This window comes from Dialister micraerophilus, from assembly GCF_947090205.1.
GTDB lineage: Bacteria > Bacillota > Negativicutes > Veillonellales > Dialisteraceae > Dialister > Dialister micraerophilus.
Genome location: NZ_CAMUNF010000002.1, coordinates 83,955 through 104,228 on the forward strand (window position 1 = coordinate 83,955; position 20,274 = coordinate 104,228).

Genomic DNA, 20,274 nt, shown 5'->3' on the forward strand with positions numbered 1-20,274 from the left:
GTATTCTCCGAATGACAAATCAATCATAAATTTTTAAATAAATTTATCATTTCAAGTGCATCTACGGCACATTCAAAGCCTTTATTTCCTGATTTCATTCCGGCTCTGTTTATAGCTTGTTCAACAGTATCAGTGGTTAAAATTCCATAAAGTACAGGCATTCCTGTGTTTAATGACACGGAGGCTATACCTTTAGTAACTTCTGTTGCTACATGTTCATAATGGTCCGTTTCTCCTCTAACTACGGCACCTAAACAAATTATTGCATCATATTTATTGCTTTCAGCCATTTTTTTTGCTGTAACAGGAATTTCAAATGCTCCGGGCACCCATACTAGATCGACATTTTCCATATCTACTCCGTGACGATCCAAAGCATCTGCTGCACCGTCTATCAGCTTAGATACTACTACTTCATTAAATCTTGATGCTATAATACCTATTTTTACATCACTTTCATTAAGCATACCTATTTTAATATTCATTTCAATACTCCTTTATTAAATTAAATTTTTAACATATGACCCATTTTTTCTTGTTTTGTTTTCAAATAAAATTCGTCTTCATGTGTGGGTTTCATTTCTATAGGAACACGTTCAACTATTTCAATACCATACCCGCTTACATCATGAATTTTATGCGGATTATTTGTCAACAGTTTAATTCGTGTTGCATTTAAATCCTTTAAAATTTGCGCTCCTACCATATATTCTCTTAAATCTGCAGCAAATCCCAATTTTAAATTTGCTTCTACAGTGTCATATCCCTGATCTTGCAGATTATATGCTTTTATTTTATTTATAAGACCTATTCCTCTTCCTTCTTGTCTTAAATAAACCATAATTCCGCATTTTTCTTTTGCAATTTGTTTCATCGCAGCTGCAAATTGTTCTCCACAATCACATCGTAATGAACCGAAGCAATCTCCTGTCAAACACTCCGAATGAATTCTACACAATACTTCTTTTTCTTTTGAAACATCTCCCATAACAAGTGCTACATGGTGCTCATTGTTCAATTTATTAATATACCCATATATTCTGAATTCTCCATATTTTGTAGGCATTTCAGCTTCTGTAACACGTTCAATTATTTTTTCATGCTTTTTCCGATATTCTATTAAATCCTGAATATTCCCTATTTTTAAATTTTTTTCTTTTGCTAATTCAAATAATTCTTTTTCACTTGACATCATACCTTTATCATTCATTATTTCGCAACATAGTCCGGCAGGTTTAAGTCCTGCAAGTTTTGCCAAATCAACGGTTGCTTCAGTATGTCCGGCTCTTTCTAATACACCCCATTTCCTTGCTTTTAAAGGAAATAAATGTCCCGGCTTTCTAAATTTGAAAGGATCTACATCATCTTTTATCGCTTCAAGTGTTGTCAATGATCTTGCATATGCAGATACACCTGTTCCGGAATCAACATGATCTATAGATTCAAGAAATGCCGTTTGATGATTATCGGTATTCTTTGCAACCATCGGCCTTAATCTAAGTTTATCTACAATTTTTTCATCCATAGGCATGCAAATTACGCCTCTTGCTTCGATAGCCATTCGTGCAACATTTTCAGGTGTTGCAAATTCGGCTGCACAAATATAATCACCTTCATTTTCACGCGAACTTGCATCTTTCATAATTACAATTTTTCCGTTTTTTATATCTTCTATAATATCTTCAATAGGATCATATTTATATCCCATAACGTTTCCCCCTTACAAGTTCGAGATCTTTCATCGTCAATTTTTCATTGCTTTTGTTTATCAGTTGTTCTACAAATTTACCCAGATAATCGCATTCAAGATTTACCATATCACCAACTTTTTTGTTTAATAAAGTTGTTTTAATACCCGTATGAGGAATAATTGTTACAATAAATGTTTTTCCGCTTTTTTCTGAAATCGTAAGACTTATACCGTCTACAGCTATTGAGCCTTTTTCAATTATATATTTAAACCACTTTTCTTCCGTTTCAATTTTTATATGTACTGCATTTTCATCTTTACGTTCGGATATAATTTTACCGCAGCAATCTACATGTCCCAATACAATATGTCCGCCCAAACGTCCGTTAAATGATAATGCTCTTTCCAAATTCACTTCCGTTCCGATTTGTAATAATGAAAACGCAGTCCTTCTCATTGTTTCCGAAGTTACATCTGCAGAAAACGAATTTTCTCCGAATTCGGTTACCGTTAAGCACGCTCCGTTTACTGCAATACTGTCTCCAACACTTACATCTTGAATTACTTTTTTACATTTTACAATCAACTTGAAGGAATGAGTATTTTTTATGATATTTTCCACTTTTCCTATTTCTTCTATAATTCCTGTAAACATTTTGCATCCTTTAATTAATTTTTACCAATTTGTATATGCTTCAAAAATTGTATCTTCATTTAAATTATTTATACTTATATTTTTAAGTTTTATTGCATCTGAAATTTTACTTACTCCGGATCCTCCTATAATTGATGGAGATGTTTTTCCGCCTATTATAATTGGAGCTATGTATATTCGCAATTTATCTACAATCTTTTGATTAAATGCTTCCGCTGCAGTCTCGGCTCCACCTTCCAGCAATATACTGTTTATGCCTTTTCGTGCAAGTATTTCCAATGATTTATTTAAATCTACTTTGCCGTCATTCCCTAAATTTGAATATATAAGTTCAATTCCCTTATTTTTAAATTTTTCCACATTTTTCTTATCTGCATATGAAGTTGTTAGTACAACAGTTTTTCCACCATCTTGAAAAACTTTGGAATCTATCGGTGAAGATAATTTACCGTCAACTATAATACGTATCGGATTGCGTTGATTTTTCATCAATTCTTTTTCACCGTTTTTTTTATTGATTATATAAAATCTTGACGTCAAAGAAGGATTATCTTTTTTTATAGTACCTGCGCCGACCATAATAGCCTTATATTTATTTCGTAAGTAATGCACATCATTTCTTGATGTTTCTGATGATATCCATTTAGAATCACCTGTATAGCAAGAAGTTTTTCCGTCAATCGACATTGCAGCTTTATATAAAACGAAAGGTTTATGTTCGGTTATGTATTTAATAAAAATTTCATTAAGCTTTACCGCTTCATTTTCCAACACACCTACAATTACTTGAATACCATTTTCTTTTAATATTTTTATACTTTTACCTGAAACCAACGGATTCGGATCTTTCATTGCTATTACTACTCGCTTAACTTTTTTTTGAAGAACAAGATTCAAACATGGAGGTGTTTTTCCGTAATGACAACAAGGTTCAAGTGTGACATATAAAGTTGCATGTTCCGTATTTTCTTTGCAATTTTTAAAAGCATTTACTTCAGCATGCACGTCTCCATACTTTTTGTGCCAACCTTCTCCTATAACTTTTCCGTTTTTTACCAGAACCGCACCTACCAAGGGATTTGTTTCCGTATACCAATATCCGTGCTTTGCCAAATCCAATGCATGTGACATCCATTTTTCATCTTCATTTATAAACAAAAAAACCTCCCTTCTTCAGGGAGGCATAACACACAAAAAACATTCTTCTTTCATCCAGACTGTCATGTTTTACTGTCGGCTTCGGAATTTCACCGAATCTACCTTTCGGTTCGTGGGCTTTACCACCGGTCGGGAATTTCACCCTGCCCTGAAGAATCATATTTAATTATATAAGTTTTTAAATTACATTGCAAGAATTTTTCCGTTTACCGTTTTATAAATTTCTTCTGCAATTTCCTCAACTTTCTTTAACCCTTTTTTATTTGTACATGAAATTTTTTCCCAATTGTATTTTTTACAAAGCCATTGATATGAATCATAACACTTATGTAAATAGTTTAAATGCTTTTCATGTATATCCATATTCCCACCGCTTAAAGCTCTCTCTTTTACAAGTTTTTCCGATATTTCAAGAGGCACATCAAGCAAAATAACCATATCCGGAGTCGGTAATCCCAATATTTTATATTCCGTTTCTTCCAACCACTTTAGGAATTTTTCACGTTCATCTTCATTATCATATTTTGTCATTTGATGAACCATATTACTTGTAGTATATCTATCTGCAATTACAATTCCGCCCTGTTCATAAAATTTTTTCCATTTCATTTTATAAGAGGCAAATCTGTCTACAGCATAAAACATTGAGGCGGCATACGGATTTACATCTTCAGGTGCTGTTCCGAAATTTCCGTTTAAATACATTTTCACCAAAGATGATGATTGACTTTCGTAATCAGGAAATGTTACTTGAATAACACTTTTATTGTTTTTTTTCAAAGCTTCAGCAAGCAATTCAGATTGTGTCGCTTTACCGCTTCCGTCTATCCCTTCCAGTACGATAAGTTTACCGCCCATATTTCCTCCAAAATTCCCGTAATAAAAGGTTGCATCGCTTTTGCAATAAACAACCTTTCATTTACATTACACTTATTATTTATTTTTTTTATCATTGAAATAATTCATTGCTTTATCAATATTTTCTTTTAAAGCAAATTCTATAGATTCAGCTACTCTTTCTTCAGCTTCTTCTATTTTCTTTATATCTTCTCCATATGGCCTTCCGAGAACATGTTCAATTACGGTATGTCCGTTTTTAGGATGTCCTATTCCTACCCTAAATCTGCAAAAATTTTCAGATTGTAAATGCGCCATTATTGATTTCAATCCGTTGTGTCCGCCTGCAGACCCTTTTTTGCGAATTCTGACTTTTCCTACAGGTAAATCCAAATCATCACAAATAACCCATATATCTTCGGGGTCAATTTTATAGTATTTTGCAATATCTCCTATCGATTCCCCACTGTTATTCATATATGTTTGAGGTTTTGCAAAAATAATTTTCTCACCGTTATTCATTACAGTTGAAATTTCAGAATTCATGAAATTCTTCCACAAACTTAATTTATTTCTATGTGAAAAAAGCTCCAATACATCGAACCCTATATTATGACGAGTTTTTTCATACTCTTTTCCCGGATTTCCTAAACCTACAATCAATTTCATTTTATTTATCAAACATCTGACTCACGGATGCATCGTGGAAAATACGTAAAATAGCTTCTCCTAAAATAGGTGCTATAGAAAGAACGGTCATCTTATCAATCATTTTGTATTTTTCTATCGGCAATGAATTTGTTACAACAAGTTCTTTAATTGCAGATGCTTTTATACGTTCTATTGCCGGATCTGTAAGTACCGGATGACAAACAGCTGCATACACACCTCTTGCACCATATTCCATAAGTGCATTTGCACCTTCACACAGAGAACCTGCAGTATCTACAATGTCATCTACTACAAAGCAGTTTCTGTCTTTTACTTCACCTATAATATTCATTACTTTCGCCACACCGGGTTCAGGTCTTCTTTTTTCTATAATTGCAATCGGAGCTCCTACACGATCCGCCAATTCCCTTGCACGTGTAACTCCACCCAAATCAGGAGAAACAATTGTAAGATTTTCAAGTTTTTTTGATTTTACATAATCTGCAAGAAGTGAAGATGACAACATATGATCTACCGGCATATTGAAAAATCCTTGGATTTGTCCTGCATGCAAATCCATTGTAACCACACGTGTAACACCGGCTACTGTCAATAAATCTGCAACCAATTTGGAGCTGATTGGTTCTCTTCCTCTTGTTTTTCTATCTTGTCTTGCATATCCATAATATGGAACAACCACGGTAATATGACGAGCGGATGCACGTTTTAAAGCGTCTACCATTATTAATATTTCCATCAAATTATCATTAACAGGTGCACCGGTAGGTTGGATAATAAAACAATCTTTACCTCTTACACTTTCATTAATCATAATTTGAATTTCGCCGTTATTAAATCTTCCGCATATAGCTTTACCTAACGGTACTCCGATATAATCTGAAATTTCTTTTGCAAGTGCCGGGTGTGAATTACCGGTAAAAATCTTCAGTTTTGACGTATCTTCCATTTCCATTGTTGGGTCGCTCCTTTTCCCTAGATATTAGAATATATTTCGGATTTGTATAAAACAGTATACTTTGTTGTATCGCTTTTATTATATAACAAAATCGACCGTTTTTATAACATTTTTTATTACAAAATTACAGATTTTTGATTTTTTTTATTTTTTTGCTTCAAATCATCTTTATAAGTTCCTTTTTTCACCCAATTTTTAATATTTTTTTGACGTTGACGTGCAATAGCAAGTGAATTTTCAGGAACATCCTCGGTAATAGTAGAACCCGCTGCCGTAAATGCACGTTTACCTACACGAACAGGTGCAACTAAATTCGTATTACATCCTATAAATGCATGATCTTCAACAACAGTTCTATGTTTTTCTTTTCCGTCAAAATTAACTGTCACGGTTCCACAGCCGAAATTTACATTTTCACCCAAATCCGCATCTCCGCAGTAAATCAAATGCGGTAACTTGGTTCCGCTTTTTATCGTGGAATTTTTTACTTCTACAAAATTACCCAGTTTTACATTATTTTCTATTTCAGTTCCGGGTCTTATATGTACAAACGGTCCTATATTATTATCATTTCCTATTTCCGAATCTATTGCGTACACTCTATTTAAATTGCAATTATTTCCGCATTTAACATTTTTCAATTGAGTTTCAGGTCCTATTATACATTTTTCTCCGATTTCCGTACTTCCTTGCAATATTGTTCCTGGATAAATTATTGTATCTCTTCCTACCTTTACGTCTTGCTCTACATATGTGTTTTCTGCATCAATAACAGTCACACCTTGAGTCATCAACTCATCCAATTTTCTTAATCTCAAAATTTTTTCCGCTTGTGATAATTGCTGACGTGTATTTACACCTAAAGTTTCTTCTTGTTCTGTTATTACAGGTATTACTTTTTTACCTTCGGATATCATTATTTCAAATACATCTGTCAAATAATATTCGTTTTGTGCATTTTCATTACTTACTTTAGACAATGCTTCCAAAAAAGTTTCTACGTGAAAAATATATGTTCCGGTATTTATTTCTTTAATTTTCAACTCTTCGGGCGTTCCATCTTTTTGTTCCACAATAGATTTCATATTTCCATTTTTATCACGAATAATTCTTCCGTATCCGAAAGGATTATCTACAACAGCCGTTAAAACTGTCGCTGCGGCATTGTTTTCTACGCAAGTGTTCAATATTTTTTTTACTGTTTCCACCTTTAATAACGGCGTGTCTCCGCACACTACCAAAATATATCCGTCTTTATCATCTTTGAACTCCGGAACAGCTTGCATAACTGCATGTGCTGTACCGAGTTGCTTTTCTTGATGTACAAAAGTAACAATATCTCCTACTGCTTCACGTACATATTTTTCTTTAAAACCTGTTATAACAACACATTTTTTAAATCCGGATTCAGTTGCCACTCTAATAACTTGTTTAACCATAGGCACACCGCAAACACTATGTAGTACTTTCGGATAGTCGGATTTCATTCTTGTGCCTTGCCCTGCTGCCAAAATTACGGCTGTCATTTCTTTCATAACCATCCTGCTTTCTATATACTTATTTTTCAACATAAATTAATTCTCAGTTACAACAGAAAATTATACATTAATTACAACTTAAACTCAATATAAAACGGCAATAACTGCCGTTTCATTAAATTACGTATACTAAAACATCTTCTTTATATCCCCATTGATATGCTTGATTTAAAGTATCTACTCCTACATCTATTATGTTTCCTTTTATGCTTCCGCCTATATCATCGCAAACCGCATATCCGTATCCTTCTATAAAAACTGTACTTCCTAAAGGTATTACAGAAGGATCTACAGCTGCATGACCTTTGCCCGCATATGCTCCCATACTGGTTTTTCCGTTACCGTCACCGTCTAACGGTGTGTATGCGGTAGATTGCATATGAATTTTCTTTTTATATTCTCCTTTAAAGTATGGTGCTTTTTTTAAATTTTTTATTACAACACTGTCTGCTATCCCAGTTACTTCCAAATTATTATCTTTTTGAAATAATTTTACCGCGGTTTCTGTATCATTACCGAAAAAACCGTCGGCAATTCCCGGATTATATCCATGTAAAATCAATTTATTTTGTAATTCACCTACATCGATACCGCTGTCACCTATCATTATATATTTTTTATGTAAACTCTTATCATATACATTTTTTGTATTTAAAAGTTCTCTCATCGTTTCTTCGTCAATGCTGCCCGATATTGCCAATCCGCTTTTTTCTTGAAGCTTTTTGATTGCGTTTTCAGTATCACTACCGTATATACCGTCGATGTCTCCATCCAAGTAACCATATTCTTGTAATTTCGTTTGAATGTTTTCTATATCTTTACCTACGTCACCTGATGTATATAAATAAATATTATTATTTTTTCTCGCCAAATCTATTTTTTCTTTTCGCTTTTCCAAAGCACTAAGTGTCATTTCATCAATAGCACCTGATACCGGAATATCATTATTTTTTTGAAACAACTCTACAGCGTTGAAAGTTTCTGTGCCGTATATTCCGTCAATATCTCCATTCAAATATCCCGACTCATATAAAACTTTTTGCCATTTTTCCACTTCGATTCCAAGATTACCTTTTGCGTATACTATGCCGCCACCATTTCTGTATCCTTTATTTTCAGCTTTTTTTATAGCCTTCAACGTTTTTTCATCAGCCTCTCCGGTAATGGTAAGTCCTTTATCTTTTTGAAATAACGATACGGCCTTTTCAGTTGTTGAACCATATTCGGAATCAACTGTTCTCGCTAAATAACCTGCAGCAATCAATGAATTTTGAAGTGCAGTTATTTCTTGCCCTTTCATTCCTATCTTTAATGTTTTTGCAGATATATTGACTGATACACTTAAACACATAATCAAGAGAATAATTCTTGCAAAAAAACGCATGCTTACACCTCCAAATGATTACATTATAACATTTTTACATAAATGCTTAAAATTTCTATTTTATAATTTACCCCTTTAATAAACATTTACCTATTAATACTTTATATTTTAGTAAATTATTCCATTTTTTATTTTTCAAAACATTAATTGCAAATTTTATTTAATATTCTCATATACAATAATCAAATTTGTCTGTTTTAAACTTTATAAAAATTAAAAGTTTATTTCCATGTGCATAAATTACTGAAAAATTATTGAAAACGTGATACTATTATATTTATAAGCCTTATATGATTATAAATAACATATTTAAATTAAAATTTATATTATGTATTTTACTTAATATAACGTAAAGCCGAATTCTTATTCAAAAACATTCAATATATAAAAATAATTTTAACAACAATATGTTTCATTTATTTCAAAATATAGAGCATAATGTGAGTTTAAGGTAAATATAAAAAGGAGAAGTGTATGGAAATTCTAAACAGCTTTATTACTATGATTAACGATTTCCTTTGGTCTTCGGTAATCATAATTCTGCTTGTCGGTGCAGGTTTTTATTTTACTTTCAAAACAAAAGCCGTACAACTTAGACATTTTAAACGGATGTTCAATCTTATTATAGATTCTGCCGGAAATAAAACTTCCGGAAAAAAAGTTTCTTCGTTCCAAGCTTTTTGTATAAGTACTGCATCACGTGTAGGTGTAGGTAATATAGCAGGTATTGCAATAGCCATTACAACCGGTGGTCCGGGTTCAATCTTTTGGATGTGGTTTATTGCAGTAATAGGTTCCGCTACAGGATTTGTAGAAAGTACATTGGCTCAAATTTATAAAATTCCGGCCGAAGATGAAGATTCCAGTTTCAGAGGCGGCCCCGCCTACTATTTAAAGAACGGATTAGGTTATAAATTATGGGCCGCAATTTTTGCAATACTGATTTCAGTTACATATGGTATGATTTATAATTCTGTTCAGTCAAATACAATTTCATTGGCATTAAACAATGCTTTAGGTGCTGATCGTATGATAGTCGGTATAGTTATTACCGTTTTATCAATGATTGTTATTTGTGGCGGTATGCATCGTATTGCAAAAGTTACTGAATGGATAGTACCTATCATGGCGGGAATTTATATTATTATCGCTCTTGGTATTATGATATATAACATTAAAGCGTTACCTGACGCTTTTGCATTGATTTTCAGAAGTGCATTTGACTACAAGGCTGCATTCGGTGGAGGTATGGGTGCTGCTGTTTTAACCGGATTCAAGCGCGGACTTTTCTCAAATGAAGCCGGTGAAGGTTCCGTTCCAAATGCAGCAGCTTCAGCTGAAACTAAACATCCGGTTACTCAGGGTTTAGTTCAAGCTTTCGGTGTGTATGTAGATACTTTATTCATTTGTTCTGCATCAGCTTTCATCGTATTACTGTCCGGAGATTATGCATCTGCAGGAATAACCGGAATTGAATTGATTCAATGGGATTTCACACAATATTTCGGACCTAACGCTTCAGTAGCAATTTCAATTCTTATTTTATTATTTGCTTTCAGCTCCATCATAGGAAATTACTACTATGGTGAAATAAATATTATGCATTTGACAAATAAAAAATGGCCTCTCTATTTATTCAGAGTTTTAATTGCAGTAATGATTTTATTCGGTGCAGAAGCGGAATTACCGTTAGTTTGGAATTTAGCCGACTTATTTATGGCTTTCATGGTGCTGACAAACGTAACCGCACTTTTAATTTTATTCCCTCAAGTTAAAGCCGCTTTGACTGATTATGAAGAACAATTACGAAAGGGAATCAAATCTCCTATATTCAATAAAAAATGTTTACCTAAACAAAAAGGTATCTTCTGGTGGAATGATTAATACTAAATAAAATCAATTTAAAAAATTCCCTCTAAAGTATTTATGCAAAATCACTTTAGAGGGAATTTTTATAATTTGTAAACTTAAGTACAAAAACCGTGAATGTCTATATCTGAAATTCAAATAAACATTCACGGCTAAATAATTTTTATAAATTTTTTAAATTAGAAATTCAAGGTGTTAACCAATTCATTTATATTTTTTATTCCCTGCGAATCTCCCCATGCGTTCAATTCATCGGTAATACGCATAATTGCATCGGGATTAATCAAATTTGCTGTTCCCACTTGCACTATATCAGATCCCGCTATAAAAAATTCTGCAGCATCTTTTCCTGTCATAATACCGCCCATTCCGCATATAGGAATATTTACAGCATTTCTTACTTGCCATACCATCCTAAGTGCAACCGGTTTTATCGCAGGACCGGATAACCCTCCTGTAATATTTCCTAAAACAGGTCTGCGAGTTCTTAAATCTATAGATATACCTAATAAGGTATTTATTAATGAAATTGCATCCGCTCCGGCATTTTCTACAGCTTTTGCTATAGCCGCTATATCCGTTACATTAGGTGATAATTTCATTATTACCGGTAAATGCGTATTTCTTTTTACTTCCTTTGTTATTTCTGCGGCACTTAAGGGATTTGTTCCAAATGCCACTCCACCTTCTTTAATATTCGGACAGGAAATGTTTACTTCAAGTGCGGATACACCTTCAACTGTCAATGCTCTTGCAACTTTCCCGTATTCTTCTTTCGTTTTTCCGAATATATTTGCTATAACCGGAACATCATACTTTTTTAAATCCGGAAGTATTTTATTTATAAAATATTCAGCTCCCGGATTTTCCAAACCTATACAATTCAAAATTCCTGAAGGTGTTTCAGCTATTCTTACACCTTTATTCCCTTCAGAAGGCATTAAGGATAACCCTTTAACAGATATTGCGCCCAATTTATTTAAGTCCAAATAATCTTTATATTCAATACCATATCCGAAAGTACCGGATGCTGCAACTATCGGAGATTTCATTGAAATACCGCAAAATTTTACATTCAAATTCATAAAATAACCTCCGATGATTTAAACACCGGTCCGTCGGAACAAACTTTTGCATGACCTCCGTTTACCTTATTGCATACACATGCCAAACATGTACCTGTACCGCAACCCATACGTCTTTCAAGAGATACTTCACACTCTACATTCGAATTGTCAGCTATTTCTACAGCTTTTTTCATCATCGGCAGCGGTCCGCAAACGTACATTTTTTTTGTATTTCCGTCTTTTAAAATTTCCGGAAGAACAGCAACTGAGTAACCTTTTATACCGTATGATCCGTCATCTGTAGTTACTACTACTTTTTTTACTTTTTCAGGAAATAAATCCTTCCAGAAAACTTCTTCTTCGTTTCTTCCTCCTATTACTACCGTCAACAAATTCTCTTTTGATTGTCGAGAAAGAAACAGTATGGGTGCTATACCTACTCCACCGCCTACAGCTATACTGTTCTCCACAGGTAACTCGAAAGGTTTCCCCAACGGTCCCAGTATATCTAAAAAATCACCTGTTTTCATTTTAGACATGTTTTCAGTTCCCGGACCTACTACTCTATAAATTATCTCTACAATTCCACTTTCAGGATATGCTCCCGATATAGAAATGGGTCTACGAAGTATTCTTGACGAATCATTAATCTTTACATGTATAAATTGTCCGGCACGGGCCTTTTGTGCAGTCAAAGGTAATTTAATTTGCATACGATAAATTTCCGGACCTATTTTATCATTAGTGTAAATTGAACCGCTTTCAGACAATGAATACATATCAACGCTCCTTCATATATTCTTGCAATGATTTTACTTTGTAAATATGTTCTTTTTCATTTTCAGCCATCACTCTCAGAACTTCTTTCGCAGTATCAAGCGATGTTAAGCACGGTATTGCCAATTCTACCGCTATACGTCTTAAATCATATCCTTCTTGTTCAATTCTGCTTCCGTAAGATATTGTATTTATTACCATATCAACTTTTCCGGATTTCAGATATTTTTCACAATTTTCACCTTTTTCGTGTATTTTCTTTATTATTTCGACATCTATGCCTGCTTTTTGGAAATATTTACCTGTACCTGCGGTGCAAATTATATGATAACCTAATTTTATTAATGTTTTCGCTAAATTTACTGTTTCTTCTTTATCTCTGTCACTTACTGTTATAAGCACATTACTTCCGGGTTCTACAATTATATTTGATGCAACTATGGCTTTATACATTGCCTCTTCATATGTAGCCCCTATTCCCATAACTTCTCCTGTGGATTTCATTTCCGGTCCTAATTTTATTTCTATAAGTCCGAGTTTTGAGAATGAAAATACAGGAGCTTTTATTGCTACATAATTTTTATCCGGAACCAATCCTTTCGGAAGTCCTAAACTTTCAACAGTTTCTCCCAATGCAATTCTTGTTGCACATTCAACCATATTTATTCCCGTAACTTTACTCATAAATGGAACTGTTCTGCTTGCTCTGGGATTTACTTCTATTACATACACTTTATCTTTAACTACGATAAATTGAATGTTAACCAACCCTTTTACGTTCATAGCACATGCAATTTGTTTTGTATAGGTAACAAGTTTATCAATAATTTTTTGATCCAAGTGTTGTGGAGGATATACTGCAAAAGAATCTCCTGAATGTACTCCGGATCTTTCAATTTGTTCCATTATTCCCGGTATACATACATCTATACTGTCGGATATTGCATCTATTTCAACTTCTCTTCCTATCATATATTGATCTATTAATACGGGATGTTCATGAGATGCAACTACCGCTTCTTTTAAATATTGTCGTAATTCGGCATAATTATAAACAATTTGCATTGCTCTTCCGCCCAACACATAACTCGGTCTTACAATCAACGGATATTCCAAGTCTTTTGTTTTTTCTATAGCTTCTTCGATACTTTCAACTAAACATCCTTTCGGACGAAGAATATTCAATTGCCCCATCAATGTATCAAATCTTTCACGATCTTCCGCCATATCTATACTTTCATTTGATGAACCTATAATGCGGATACCTCTTTTTGCCATCGGTGTAGCTAAATTAATTGCCGTTTGACCTCCGAATTGACATATAACGCCTTCGGGGTTTTCTTTATCTATTATTTCCATAACATCTTCTTCAGTAAGAGGTTCAAAGTACAGAGAGTCAGATGTATTGAAGTCTGTAGATACAGTCTCAGGATTGTTATTTATTACAATTGATTTCTTTCCGGCTTTCTTCAATGCCCACGCAGCATGAACTGAGCAATAGTCAAATTCTATACCTTGTCCTATTCTTATGGGACCGGATCCGAATACAACTACCGAGTCTTTTCCTTGCGCTTCAACTTCATCTTCACTTCTATATGAAGAGTAATAGTATGGAGTATGTGCTTCAAATTCTGCCGCACAGGTATCTACCATTCTGAAGGATGAACGGATATTATTTTTTCTTCTAAATTTTTCTACTTCTTTTTTACTTACTTCGCAAAAATGCGCTATTACTTTATCAGGCATTTGAATTCGTTTTGCTTCCGTCAAAGAATTTTGTGTCATGCCTTCTTTTATCAAAAGTCTTTCAACTTTAATTATATTTTGTAATTTATGAATGAAGAACAAATCAATTTTAGTTATTCTATTGATTTCTTCAGGTTCAATACCTCTACGTAATGCTTCGGCTACAACAAAAATACGTTCATCATCAACTCTGTGCAGCAAACATTTTATATCATATAAAGATTGATTATCGAGTTTGTTTAAATGCAAATAACCTTCACCGGTTTCCAATGCACGTACTGCTTTTAGCATTGCTCCTTCAAAAGTTCTGTCCATAGCCATTACTTCACCGGTTGCTTTCATTTGTGTTCCTATGGAGCGATCTGCAAGTGTAAATTTTTCAAAGGGCCACCTTGGGAATTTTACAACAACATAATCCAATGAAGGTTCGAAACATGCTTTAGTATTTCCTGTTATGCAATTGCTTATTTCGTCAAGTGTTTCTCCCAATGCAATTTTTGCTGCAACTTTCGCTATAGGATATCCCGTTGCTTTTGATGCAAGTGCCGATGATCTGCTTACTCTCGGATTTACTTCTATTACATAGTATTTATTTGTTTTACTGTCTAACGCATATTGAACGTTGCATCCGCCTTCTATTTCCAAATATCTAATTATATCCAATGAAGCTTTTCTCATCATCTGATATTGTGTATCTGTCAATGTAAGCGTAGGTGCAACAACTATGGAATCTCCTGTGTGTACTCCAACCGGATCTATATTTTCCATTGCACATACAATTATGCAATTGTCGGATTTATCTCTCATGACTTCAAATTCTATTTCTTTCCATCCTGCAACACTTCGTTCTACAAGAATTTGATTTATCGGAGATAATTTTATTCCGCGGTTTGCAATTTCTTCCATTTCATATCTGTCCCTTGCAATTCCGCCGCCTGTTCCACCTAATGTATACGCCGGACGTATAATTACCGGATATCCCAATTTTTCGGCAAAGTCTACTGCAGGTTGCAATTCTTCAAATATTTCACTTTCCGGTACAGGCTGATTGATTTTTTGCATAGCCTCTTTAAAAAGTTCTCTATCTTCCGCATGCTTGATAGCGTGTAAAGAGGATCCTAAAAGTTTTACATTGTATTTTTCCAAAACACCTGCAGAAGCTAATTGCACCGCCATATTTAATCCTACTTGTCCGCCCAATGTTGCAAGTAACGCATCAGGACGTTCTTTTTTTATAATTTCTGTAATAAAGGGTAGTGTAATCGGTTCAATGTAAACTCTATCTGCTAAATCTACATCCGTCATAATCGTTGAAGGATTACTGTTAACCAAAACTACTTCTACGCCTTCTTCTCTCAATGATTGGCAGGCTTGTGATCCTGCATAATCAAATTCTGCAGCTTGCCCTATTACAATAGGACCGGATCCTATGACCAATACTTTTTTTATATTTTTATCAATCATTCTTTTCAGCCTCCATCATTTTTATAAATTCTTCAAATAAATAAAAATTGTCTACGGGTCCAGGGCCTGCTTCAGGATGATATTGAATTGCCTGTATAGGTAATGTTTTGTGTCTGAACCCTTCTACGGTATTATCATTTACATTTATGTGTGTGATTTCAATGCAGTCCGGAATATTTTCCGATGAAACGGCATATCCGTGATTTTGTGAAGTTATATAAACTTTACCTTTTCTTAAATCTTTTACCGGATGATTTGAACCTCTATGCCCAAAAGGTAATTTATAGGTTTGTGCACCTAGTGCAAGTGCTAAAACTTGAATACCCAAACATATTCCGAAAATAGGCTTTTTACCTATTAATTGTTTAACTGTATCAATCACATAATAAGCATCCTTAGGGTCTCCCGGTCCGGGACTTAAAAAGATTCCGTCCGGGTTTGTACTTAATATTTCTTTTGCTTCTGTTTTTGCAGGGTAAACTGTAACTTCGCAATCTAAGGCATTAAGTCTTTTTAAAATATTTTTCTTCAATCCGCAATCCAATAACGCAACTTTATACTTACCTTTTCCACAAACATACTTTTCAGAAGTTGTTACACGTTCCACATTATTTTTATGTAAATCTTTTGAAAGCATTTCTTTTATAATTTCTTTTGAAGTGTCCGATTTAACAATTACAGCTTTCATAGCCCCGCCGCTTCTTATAGCTTTTGTTACTGCTCGTGTGTCTACATTATAAATACAAGGTATATTATTGGTCTTGATAAAATTTTCCAATGTATTCTCACATTCCCAATTACTTGGTTGTTTTGTCAATTGATCTATTACTATACCTGAAACAATAGGTTTTTCATATTGATTAAAATGCTCTGCCACACCGTAATTTCCTATTAAAGGGTATGTAAGTGTAATAATTTGACCTTCATATGACGGATCTGTAAAACATTCTTGATATCCTGTCATTCCGGTATTAAATACCAATTCACCCATTACAGATTCTTCAGTCAGAAGTTCTCCCTCAAAACACTTTCCGTTTTCAAGCACAAGTAAACCTTTCATACAGATACCTTTCCTTTTTCCATAACAACTTTACCGTCAACAATTGTCAATATTGCTTTACCTCGTAATTCAATACCTTCATATGGAGTAAATACTGCTTTTGTATACAAATCTTTTCCCGTAACTGTCCACTTGTAATCAGGATCTATTACAGTGATGTCTGCAGCAGCTCCTTCTTCAAGTATTCCGCCTTCTATTTCCAACAGTTTTGCCGGATTAACCGACATTATTTCAACTACTTTATCAATTGTAATTTCCCCTGTGTGATACAAGGTTGTAAGTACTGAAGCTAAAGACGTTTCAAGTCCTGCAATACCGTTCGGTGCGCATTTAAAAGGCACGTCCTTTTCTTCAGAAGTATGAGGGGCATGATCTGTTATGATTGCATCAACAATTCCTTCTTTAATTGCTTCAATCAATGCTTTTCTGTCATCATCCGTCCTTATAGGAGGTGCCATCTTAAATGATGATTCAAAATTTTTTAAATATTCATCTGTAAAATATAAATGTTGAGGTGTGACTTCACATGTTACCGGAAGTCCTTCAGCTTTTGCTTTTCTTATAATTTCTACAGATTTTGCAGAACTTAGATGTGCTATATGTACATGACATCCTGTCATCTCCGAAAGCAACACATCTCGTGCAACTGCAATATTTTCTGCAACTGCAGGTCTACCGGTTATTCCTAATTCGCATGAAACTTTACCTTCATTCATATACCCGTGTTCAGTCATTGTTTTATCTTCAGCATGATCTATAATCATTTTTCCGAACATATTTACATATTCCATTGCACGTCTCATAAAATCGGAATTCTCAATATAACTTCCGTCATCCGAAAATGCTACTGCCCCGGCCTCTACCATATCACCTATTTCAGAAAGTTGTTTACCTTCGAGATTTTTTGATACTGCACCTATTACATGTACTTTTACACAAGCACTTTCTTGTATCCTGTAAAGCAAATCTTTTACAAGAGCGGCATTATCAATTACCGGAGATGTATTCGCCATTGTCGCTACTTGCGTAAATCCCCCGGCAGCGGCAGATTGAGTACCGGTATAAATATCTTCCTTTGCTTCTTGTCCCGGTTCTCTTAAATGAACATGCATATCTATAAGTCCCGGAGTAACAAAACAACCTTTAACATCATATATGTTTGCATCTTCATCAATTAAATTCTTCCCGATGCTTTTTATACGATTATTTTCTACCAATACATCTAACTTTTCATGTTGACCTTTTGCCGGATTTACTAAAGTTCCGTTTTTAATCAGTAATTTCAAGATCATTCCCCTCCGTCATAGTTAAATACAACAAAGCCATTCTCACGGCAACTCCGTTTCTTACTTCTTCCTGAATCCAGGATTTTTCATTATACGCAACATCATAACTTATTTCTATTCCTCTATTCATAGGACCCGGATGAAGAATTTTACAATTTTTCTTTGCCAATTTCAAACGTTCACTATTTAAACCGAACAACCTTGAATATTCTCTTAATGTAGGAAAAAATCCTCTTGCAGCACGCTCCAATTGTATACGAAGGACGTTTACGGCATCTGCACCTTCAAGTGCTTCTTCCATACTGCTTGCAACTACAGCTCCCATACTTTCAAATTCTTTGGGTACCAAAGTTGCAGGTCCATACAGATATACTTTTGCACCCATTTTTATGAATCCTTTTATATCACTTCTTGCAACCCTTGAATGCAATATATCTCCCAATATGGCCAATTTCATCCCTTTAAAGCTGACACCGGATTCTTTCAAAGTCAGCATTTCCAACAATGTTTGCGAAGGATGTTCATGTGCACCGTCTCCTGCATTAATAACTATAGGCATTTTAATATGATGATTAATTATTTCGGACGCAAAAAAAGCGGCACCCTCGGACGAATCTCGAATAACAACAGCATCAGCTTCCATCGCCGCCATTGTCAATAACGTATCTTTTACGCTTTCACCTTTCGTCATCGAGCTACCGCTCTTGGAAATATTAATAACATCGGCACCTAAATACTTGCCGGCAAGTTCAAATGAACTTCGTGTTCTTGTTGAATTTTCAAAAAACAAATTAACAACAGATTTCCCTCGTAAATATGAAGTCTTCTTATAATCGGAAATAAGAATTTTTTTCATTTTCGAAGCAATGTCCAAAATTTTATCAATCTCAATTGCAGATAATGAATCCATTCCCAAGACTGATTTCCCATACAATGAATTATTTATCATTTCCGCCTCCCAGAATACTTACTTTTTGTTATCTTTGCTATTGTATTGCATTACAAAAACTTTTTCAAGTTTTAAAAGGTTAAAAATGAATAAAAATTTTTTAATTGAAATGATAAATTTTCCGACATATATAAAATAAATGTTTCAAATAAAAAATATATAAACATTTATCATCATTGACAAAAAGATATTTGCTTTATACCCTAATATACGGAGGTTGTTATGAAGAAACAAAAAAAGACAAATGTTATGAGAATACTTGATAAAGCCGGTATTCCATATAAAACAAAATCTTATGATTTCGATTTGGATGATTTATCCGGAGTTCATGCAGCAGAAGAATTAGGTTTCAATCCCGATATGGTTTTTAAAACTATTGTTACAAAAGGAAATAAAACCGGTCCCGTTGTCTTTTGTTTACCGTCAAATAAAACATTGGATATGAAAATTGCAGCATCGGTAAGTGGAAACAAAAGTATAGAGATGATACATCTAAAAGATTTACGTACTTTAACAGGTTATGAAAGAGGAGGATGCTCTCCAATCGGAATGAAAAAAGATTTTCCCACTTATTTTGATGAATCGGTTTCCAAACATAATGAAATAAGTGTAAGTGCCGGTCATCGTGGACAACAGATACTTATTTGCCCAAACAGTTTAATAAAATTCATAAATGCAAAAATTTATAAAATCACTTTAGATTAAATATTTTTCGCATGCTTTCCTTGACAAAAGCAACTGTGATAGATATACTAATAAAGTAATACGGCCCGGTGGTGTAGCGGTCTAACATGTCGCCCTGTCACGGCGAAGATCGTCAGTTCAAATCTGATCCGGGTCGCCATTAGCGGAAGTAGCTCAGTGGTAGAGCACCACCTTGCCAAGGTGGGGGTCGCGGGTTCGAGTCCCGTTTTCCGCTCCATTGAGGCGGCATAGCCAAGCGGTAAGGCAGAGGTCTGCAAAACCTTTATCCTCAGTTCGATTCTGAGTGCCGCCTCCATTTATTTATGCCGGGGTGGCGGAATTGGCAGACGCAAGGGACTTAAAATCCCTCGAATCGAAAGATTCGTACCGGTTCGACTCCGGTCCTCGGCACCAAAAAAAGCGATTTATATCGCTTTTTTTATTTATAAAAATAGCTTGAAGAAAAAACTCTTCAAGCTATTT

17 protein-coding genes, 4 tRNA genes and 1 riboswitch are annotated in these 20,274 nt (G+C 34.3%); of the genes, 6 read left to right on the forward strand and 15 right to left on the reverse strand.

Going from position 1 to position 20,274, the window contains the following annotated elements:
* Positions 1 to 23 precede the first annotated feature (23 nt).
* From ribH to P6922_RS02240, 9 genes are all read right to left on the reverse strand, one after another.
* On the reverse strand, positions 24 to 485 hold the full coding sequence (gene ribH, locus P6922_RS02200) for a 6,7-dimethyl-8-ribityllumazine synthase (RefSeq protein ID WP_007554172.1): 462 nt from the start codon (positions 483 to 485) through the stop codon (positions 24 to 26).
* A gap of 20 nt (positions 486 to 505) precedes the next feature.
* Positions 506 to 1,708 (reverse strand): GTP cyclohydrolase II, encoded by a 1,203-nt coding sequence (gene ribA / locus P6922_RS02205; RefSeq protein WP_276873914.1) that lies wholly within the window; start codon positions 1,706 to 1,708, stop codon positions 506 to 508.
* Positions 1,698 to 2,345, reverse strand: a complete 648-nt coding sequence (gene ribE / locus P6922_RS02210) for a riboflavin synthase (protein ID WP_276873917.1) — start codon at positions 2,343 to 2,345, stop codon at positions 1,698 to 1,700. The genes ribA and ribE overlap by 11 nt, the downstream gene beginning before the upstream one ends.
* 21 nt (positions 2,346 to 2,366) lie before the next feature.
* Positions 2,367 to 3,503 carry a bifunctional diaminohydroxyphosphoribosylaminopyrimidine deaminase/5-amino-6-(5-phosphoribosylamino)uracil reductase RibD gene (ribD, locus tag P6922_RS02215; RefSeq protein WP_276873919.1) on the reverse strand — a complete coding sequence of 379 codons (1,137 nt, stop codon included), beginning with the start codon at positions 3,501 to 3,503 and terminating at the stop codon, positions 2,367 to 2,369.
* Positions 3,504 to 3,541: 38 nt separating this feature from the next.
* Positions 3,542 to 3,663: riboswitch (FMN riboswitch) on the reverse strand.
* Between the two features lie 23 nt (positions 3,664 to 3,686).
* Positions 3,687 to 4,361 carry a dTMP kinase gene (gene tmk, locus P6922_RS02220; protein ID WP_276873922.1) on the reverse strand — a complete coding sequence of 225 codons (675 nt, stop codon included), beginning with the start codon at positions 4,359 to 4,361 and terminating at the stop codon, positions 3,687 to 3,689.
* Positions 4,362 to 4,436: 75 nt separating this feature from the next.
* Complete coding sequence (pth, locus tag P6922_RS02225; RefSeq protein ID WP_276873985.1) at positions 4,437 to 5,009, reverse strand: aminoacyl-tRNA hydrolase; 573 nt, start codon at positions 5,007 to 5,009, stop codon at positions 4,437 to 4,439.
* A gap of 1 nt (position 5,010) precedes the next feature.
* Complete coding sequence (locus P6922_RS02230) at positions 5,011 to 5,964, reverse strand: ribose-phosphate diphosphokinase (RefSeq protein ID WP_007554140.1); 954 nt, start codon at positions 5,962 to 5,964, stop codon at positions 5,011 to 5,013.
* 119 nt (positions 5,965 to 6,083) lie between these two features.
* Positions 6,084 to 7,502 (reverse strand): bifunctional UDP-N-acetylglucosamine diphosphorylase/glucosamine-1-phosphate N-acetyltransferase GlmU, encoded by a 1,419-nt coding sequence (gene glmU / locus P6922_RS02235; protein WP_276873924.1) that lies wholly within the window; start codon positions 7,500 to 7,502, stop codon positions 6,084 to 6,086.
* Between the two features lie 118 nt (positions 7,503 to 7,620).
* Positions 7,621 to 8,889 carry a peptidoglycan-binding protein gene (locus tag P6922_RS02240; protein WP_276873927.1) on the reverse strand — a complete coding sequence of 423 codons (1,269 nt, stop codon included), beginning with the start codon at positions 8,887 to 8,889 and terminating at the stop codon, positions 7,621 to 7,623.
* Between the two features lie 474 nt (positions 8,890 to 9,363).
* Here P6922_RS02240 and P6922_RS02245 point away from each other — a divergent pair, with 474 nt between their 5' ends.
* Positions 9,364 to 10,773, forward strand: coding sequence for an alanine/glycine:cation symporter family protein (locus tag P6922_RS02245; RefSeq protein WP_007556428.1), 1,410 nt, complete (start codon positions 9,364 to 9,366; stop codon positions 10,771 to 10,773).
* A 164-nt stretch (positions 10,774 to 10,937) separates the two neighbouring features.
* Here P6922_RS02245 and P6922_RS02250 read toward each other — a convergent pair whose 3' ends face one another.
* Genes P6922_RS02250 through P6922_RS02275 form a run of 6 tightly spaced genes read right to left on the reverse strand, consistent with a single transcriptional unit; the run spans position 10,938 to position 19,107 of the window.
* Positions 10,938 to 11,843, reverse strand: coding sequence for a dihydroorotate dehydrogenase (locus tag P6922_RS02250; protein WP_007556427.1), 906 nt, complete (start codon positions 11,841 to 11,843; stop codon positions 10,938 to 10,940).
* A complete protein-coding gene (locus P6922_RS02255; protein WP_007554256.1) occupies positions 11,840 to 12,604 on the reverse strand; it encodes a dihydroorotate dehydrogenase electron transfer subunit in 765 nt (254 codons plus the stop codon). Before P6922_RS02255 ends, P6922_RS02250 begins: the two co-directional genes overlap by 4 nt.
* A gap of 1 nt (position 12,605) precedes the next feature.
* Entirely contained in the window at positions 12,606 to 15,812 is a 3,207-nt protein-coding gene (gene carB, locus P6922_RS02260; protein WP_276873930.1) for a carbamoyl-phosphate synthase large subunit, read from the reverse strand.
* Positions 15,805 to 16,872, reverse strand: a complete 1,068-nt coding sequence (locus tag P6922_RS02265) for a carbamoyl phosphate synthase small subunit (RefSeq protein WP_276873933.1) — start codon at positions 16,870 to 16,872, stop codon at positions 15,805 to 15,807. The genes carB and P6922_RS02265 overlap by 8 nt, the downstream gene beginning before the upstream one ends.
* A complete protein-coding gene (locus tag P6922_RS02270) occupies positions 16,869 to 18,158 on the reverse strand; it encodes a dihydroorotase (RefSeq protein ID WP_276873988.1) in 1,290 nt (429 codons plus the stop codon). The genes P6922_RS02265 and P6922_RS02270 overlap by 4 nt, the downstream gene beginning before the upstream one ends.
* On the reverse strand, positions 18,142 to 19,107 hold the full coding sequence (locus P6922_RS02275) for an aspartate carbamoyltransferase catalytic subunit (RefSeq protein ID WP_007554243.1): 966 nt from the start codon (positions 19,105 to 19,107) through the stop codon (positions 18,142 to 18,144). Before P6922_RS02275 ends, P6922_RS02270 begins: the two co-directional genes overlap by 17 nt.
* Positions 19,108 to 19,329: 222 nt before the next feature.
* Between P6922_RS02275 and ybaK the strand changes: the two genes are divergently transcribed.
* The 5 genes from ybaK to P6922_RS02300 all read left to right on the forward strand — a co-directional run bounded on the left by ybaK (position 19,330) and on the right by P6922_RS02300 (position 20,205).
* Entirely contained in the window at positions 19,330 to 19,812 is a 483-nt protein-coding gene (gene ybaK, locus P6922_RS02280) for a Cys-tRNA(Pro) deacylase (protein ID WP_007554121.1), read from the forward strand.
* 62 nt (positions 19,813 to 19,874) lie between these two features.
* Positions 19,875 to 19,951: transfer RNA gene (locus tag P6922_RS02285), tRNA-Asp, on the forward strand.
* A gap of 3 nt (positions 19,952 to 19,954) precedes the next feature.
* Positions 19,955 to 20,029: transfer RNA gene (locus P6922_RS02290), tRNA-Gly, on the forward strand.
* Positions 20,030 to 20,033: 4 nt separating this feature from the next.
* Positions 20,034 to 20,107 (forward strand) — tRNA-Cys (locus P6922_RS02295).
* Positions 20,108 to 20,116: 9 nt separating this feature from the next.
* Positions 20,117 to 20,205 (forward strand) — tRNA-Leu (locus P6922_RS02300).
* The last annotated feature ends 69 nt before the right edge of the window (positions 20,206 to 20,274 follow it).

Coding starts and splice junctions, on each gene's coding strand:
- ribH (WP_007554172.1), bottom strand. CDS start 485: ATGAATATTAAAATAGGTATGCTTAATGAAAGTGATGTAAAAATAGGT.
- carB (WP_276873930.1), bottom strand. CDS start 15,812: ATGATTGATAAAAATATAAAAAAAGTATTGGTCATAGGATCCGGTCCT.
- glmU (WP_276873924.1), bottom strand. CDS start 7,502: ATGAAAGAAATGACAGCCGTAATTTTGGCAGCAGGGCAAGGCACAAGA.
- ribA (WP_276873914.1), bottom strand. CDS start 1,708: ATGGGATATAAATATGATCCTATTGAAGATATTATAGAAGATATAAAA.
- P6922_RS02275 (WP_007554243.1), bottom strand. CDS start 19,107: ATGATAAATAATTCATTGTATGGGAAATCAGTCTTGGGAATGGATTCA.
- P6922_RS02265 (WP_276873933.1), bottom strand. CDS start 16,872: ATGAAAGGTTTACTTGTGCTTGAAAACGGAAAGTGTTTTGAGGGAGAA.
- tmk (WP_276873922.1), bottom strand. CDS start 4,361: ATGGGCGGTAAACTTATCGTACTGGAAGGGATAGACGGAAGCGGTAAA.
- P6922_RS02250 (WP_007556427.1), bottom strand. CDS start 11,843: ATGAATTTGAATGTAAAATTTTGCGGTATTTCAATGAAATCTCCGATA.
- P6922_RS02245 (WP_007556428.1), top strand. CDS start 9,364: ATGGAAATTCTAAACAGCTTTATTACTATGATTAACGATTTCCTTTGG.
- P6922_RS02230 (WP_007554140.1), bottom strand. CDS start 5,964: ATGGAAATGGAAGATACGTCAAAACTGAAGATTTTTACCGGTAATTCA.
- ribE (WP_276873917.1), bottom strand. CDS start 2,345: ATGTTTACAGGAATTATAGAAGAAATAGGAAAAGTGGAAAATATCATA.
- pth (WP_276873985.1), bottom strand. CDS start 5,009: ATGAAATTGATTGTAGGTTTAGGAAATCCGGGAAAAGAGTATGAAAAA.
- ybaK (WP_007554121.1), top strand. CDS start 19,330: ATGAAGAAACAAAAAAAGACAAATGTTATGAGAATACTTGATAAAGCC.
- P6922_RS02240 (WP_276873927.1), bottom strand. CDS start 8,889: ATGCGTTTTTTTGCAAGAATTATTCTCTTGATTATGTGTTTAAGTGTA.
- P6922_RS02255 (WP_007554256.1), bottom strand. CDS start 12,604: ATGTATTCATTGTCTGAAAGCGGTTCAATTTACACTAATGATAAAATA.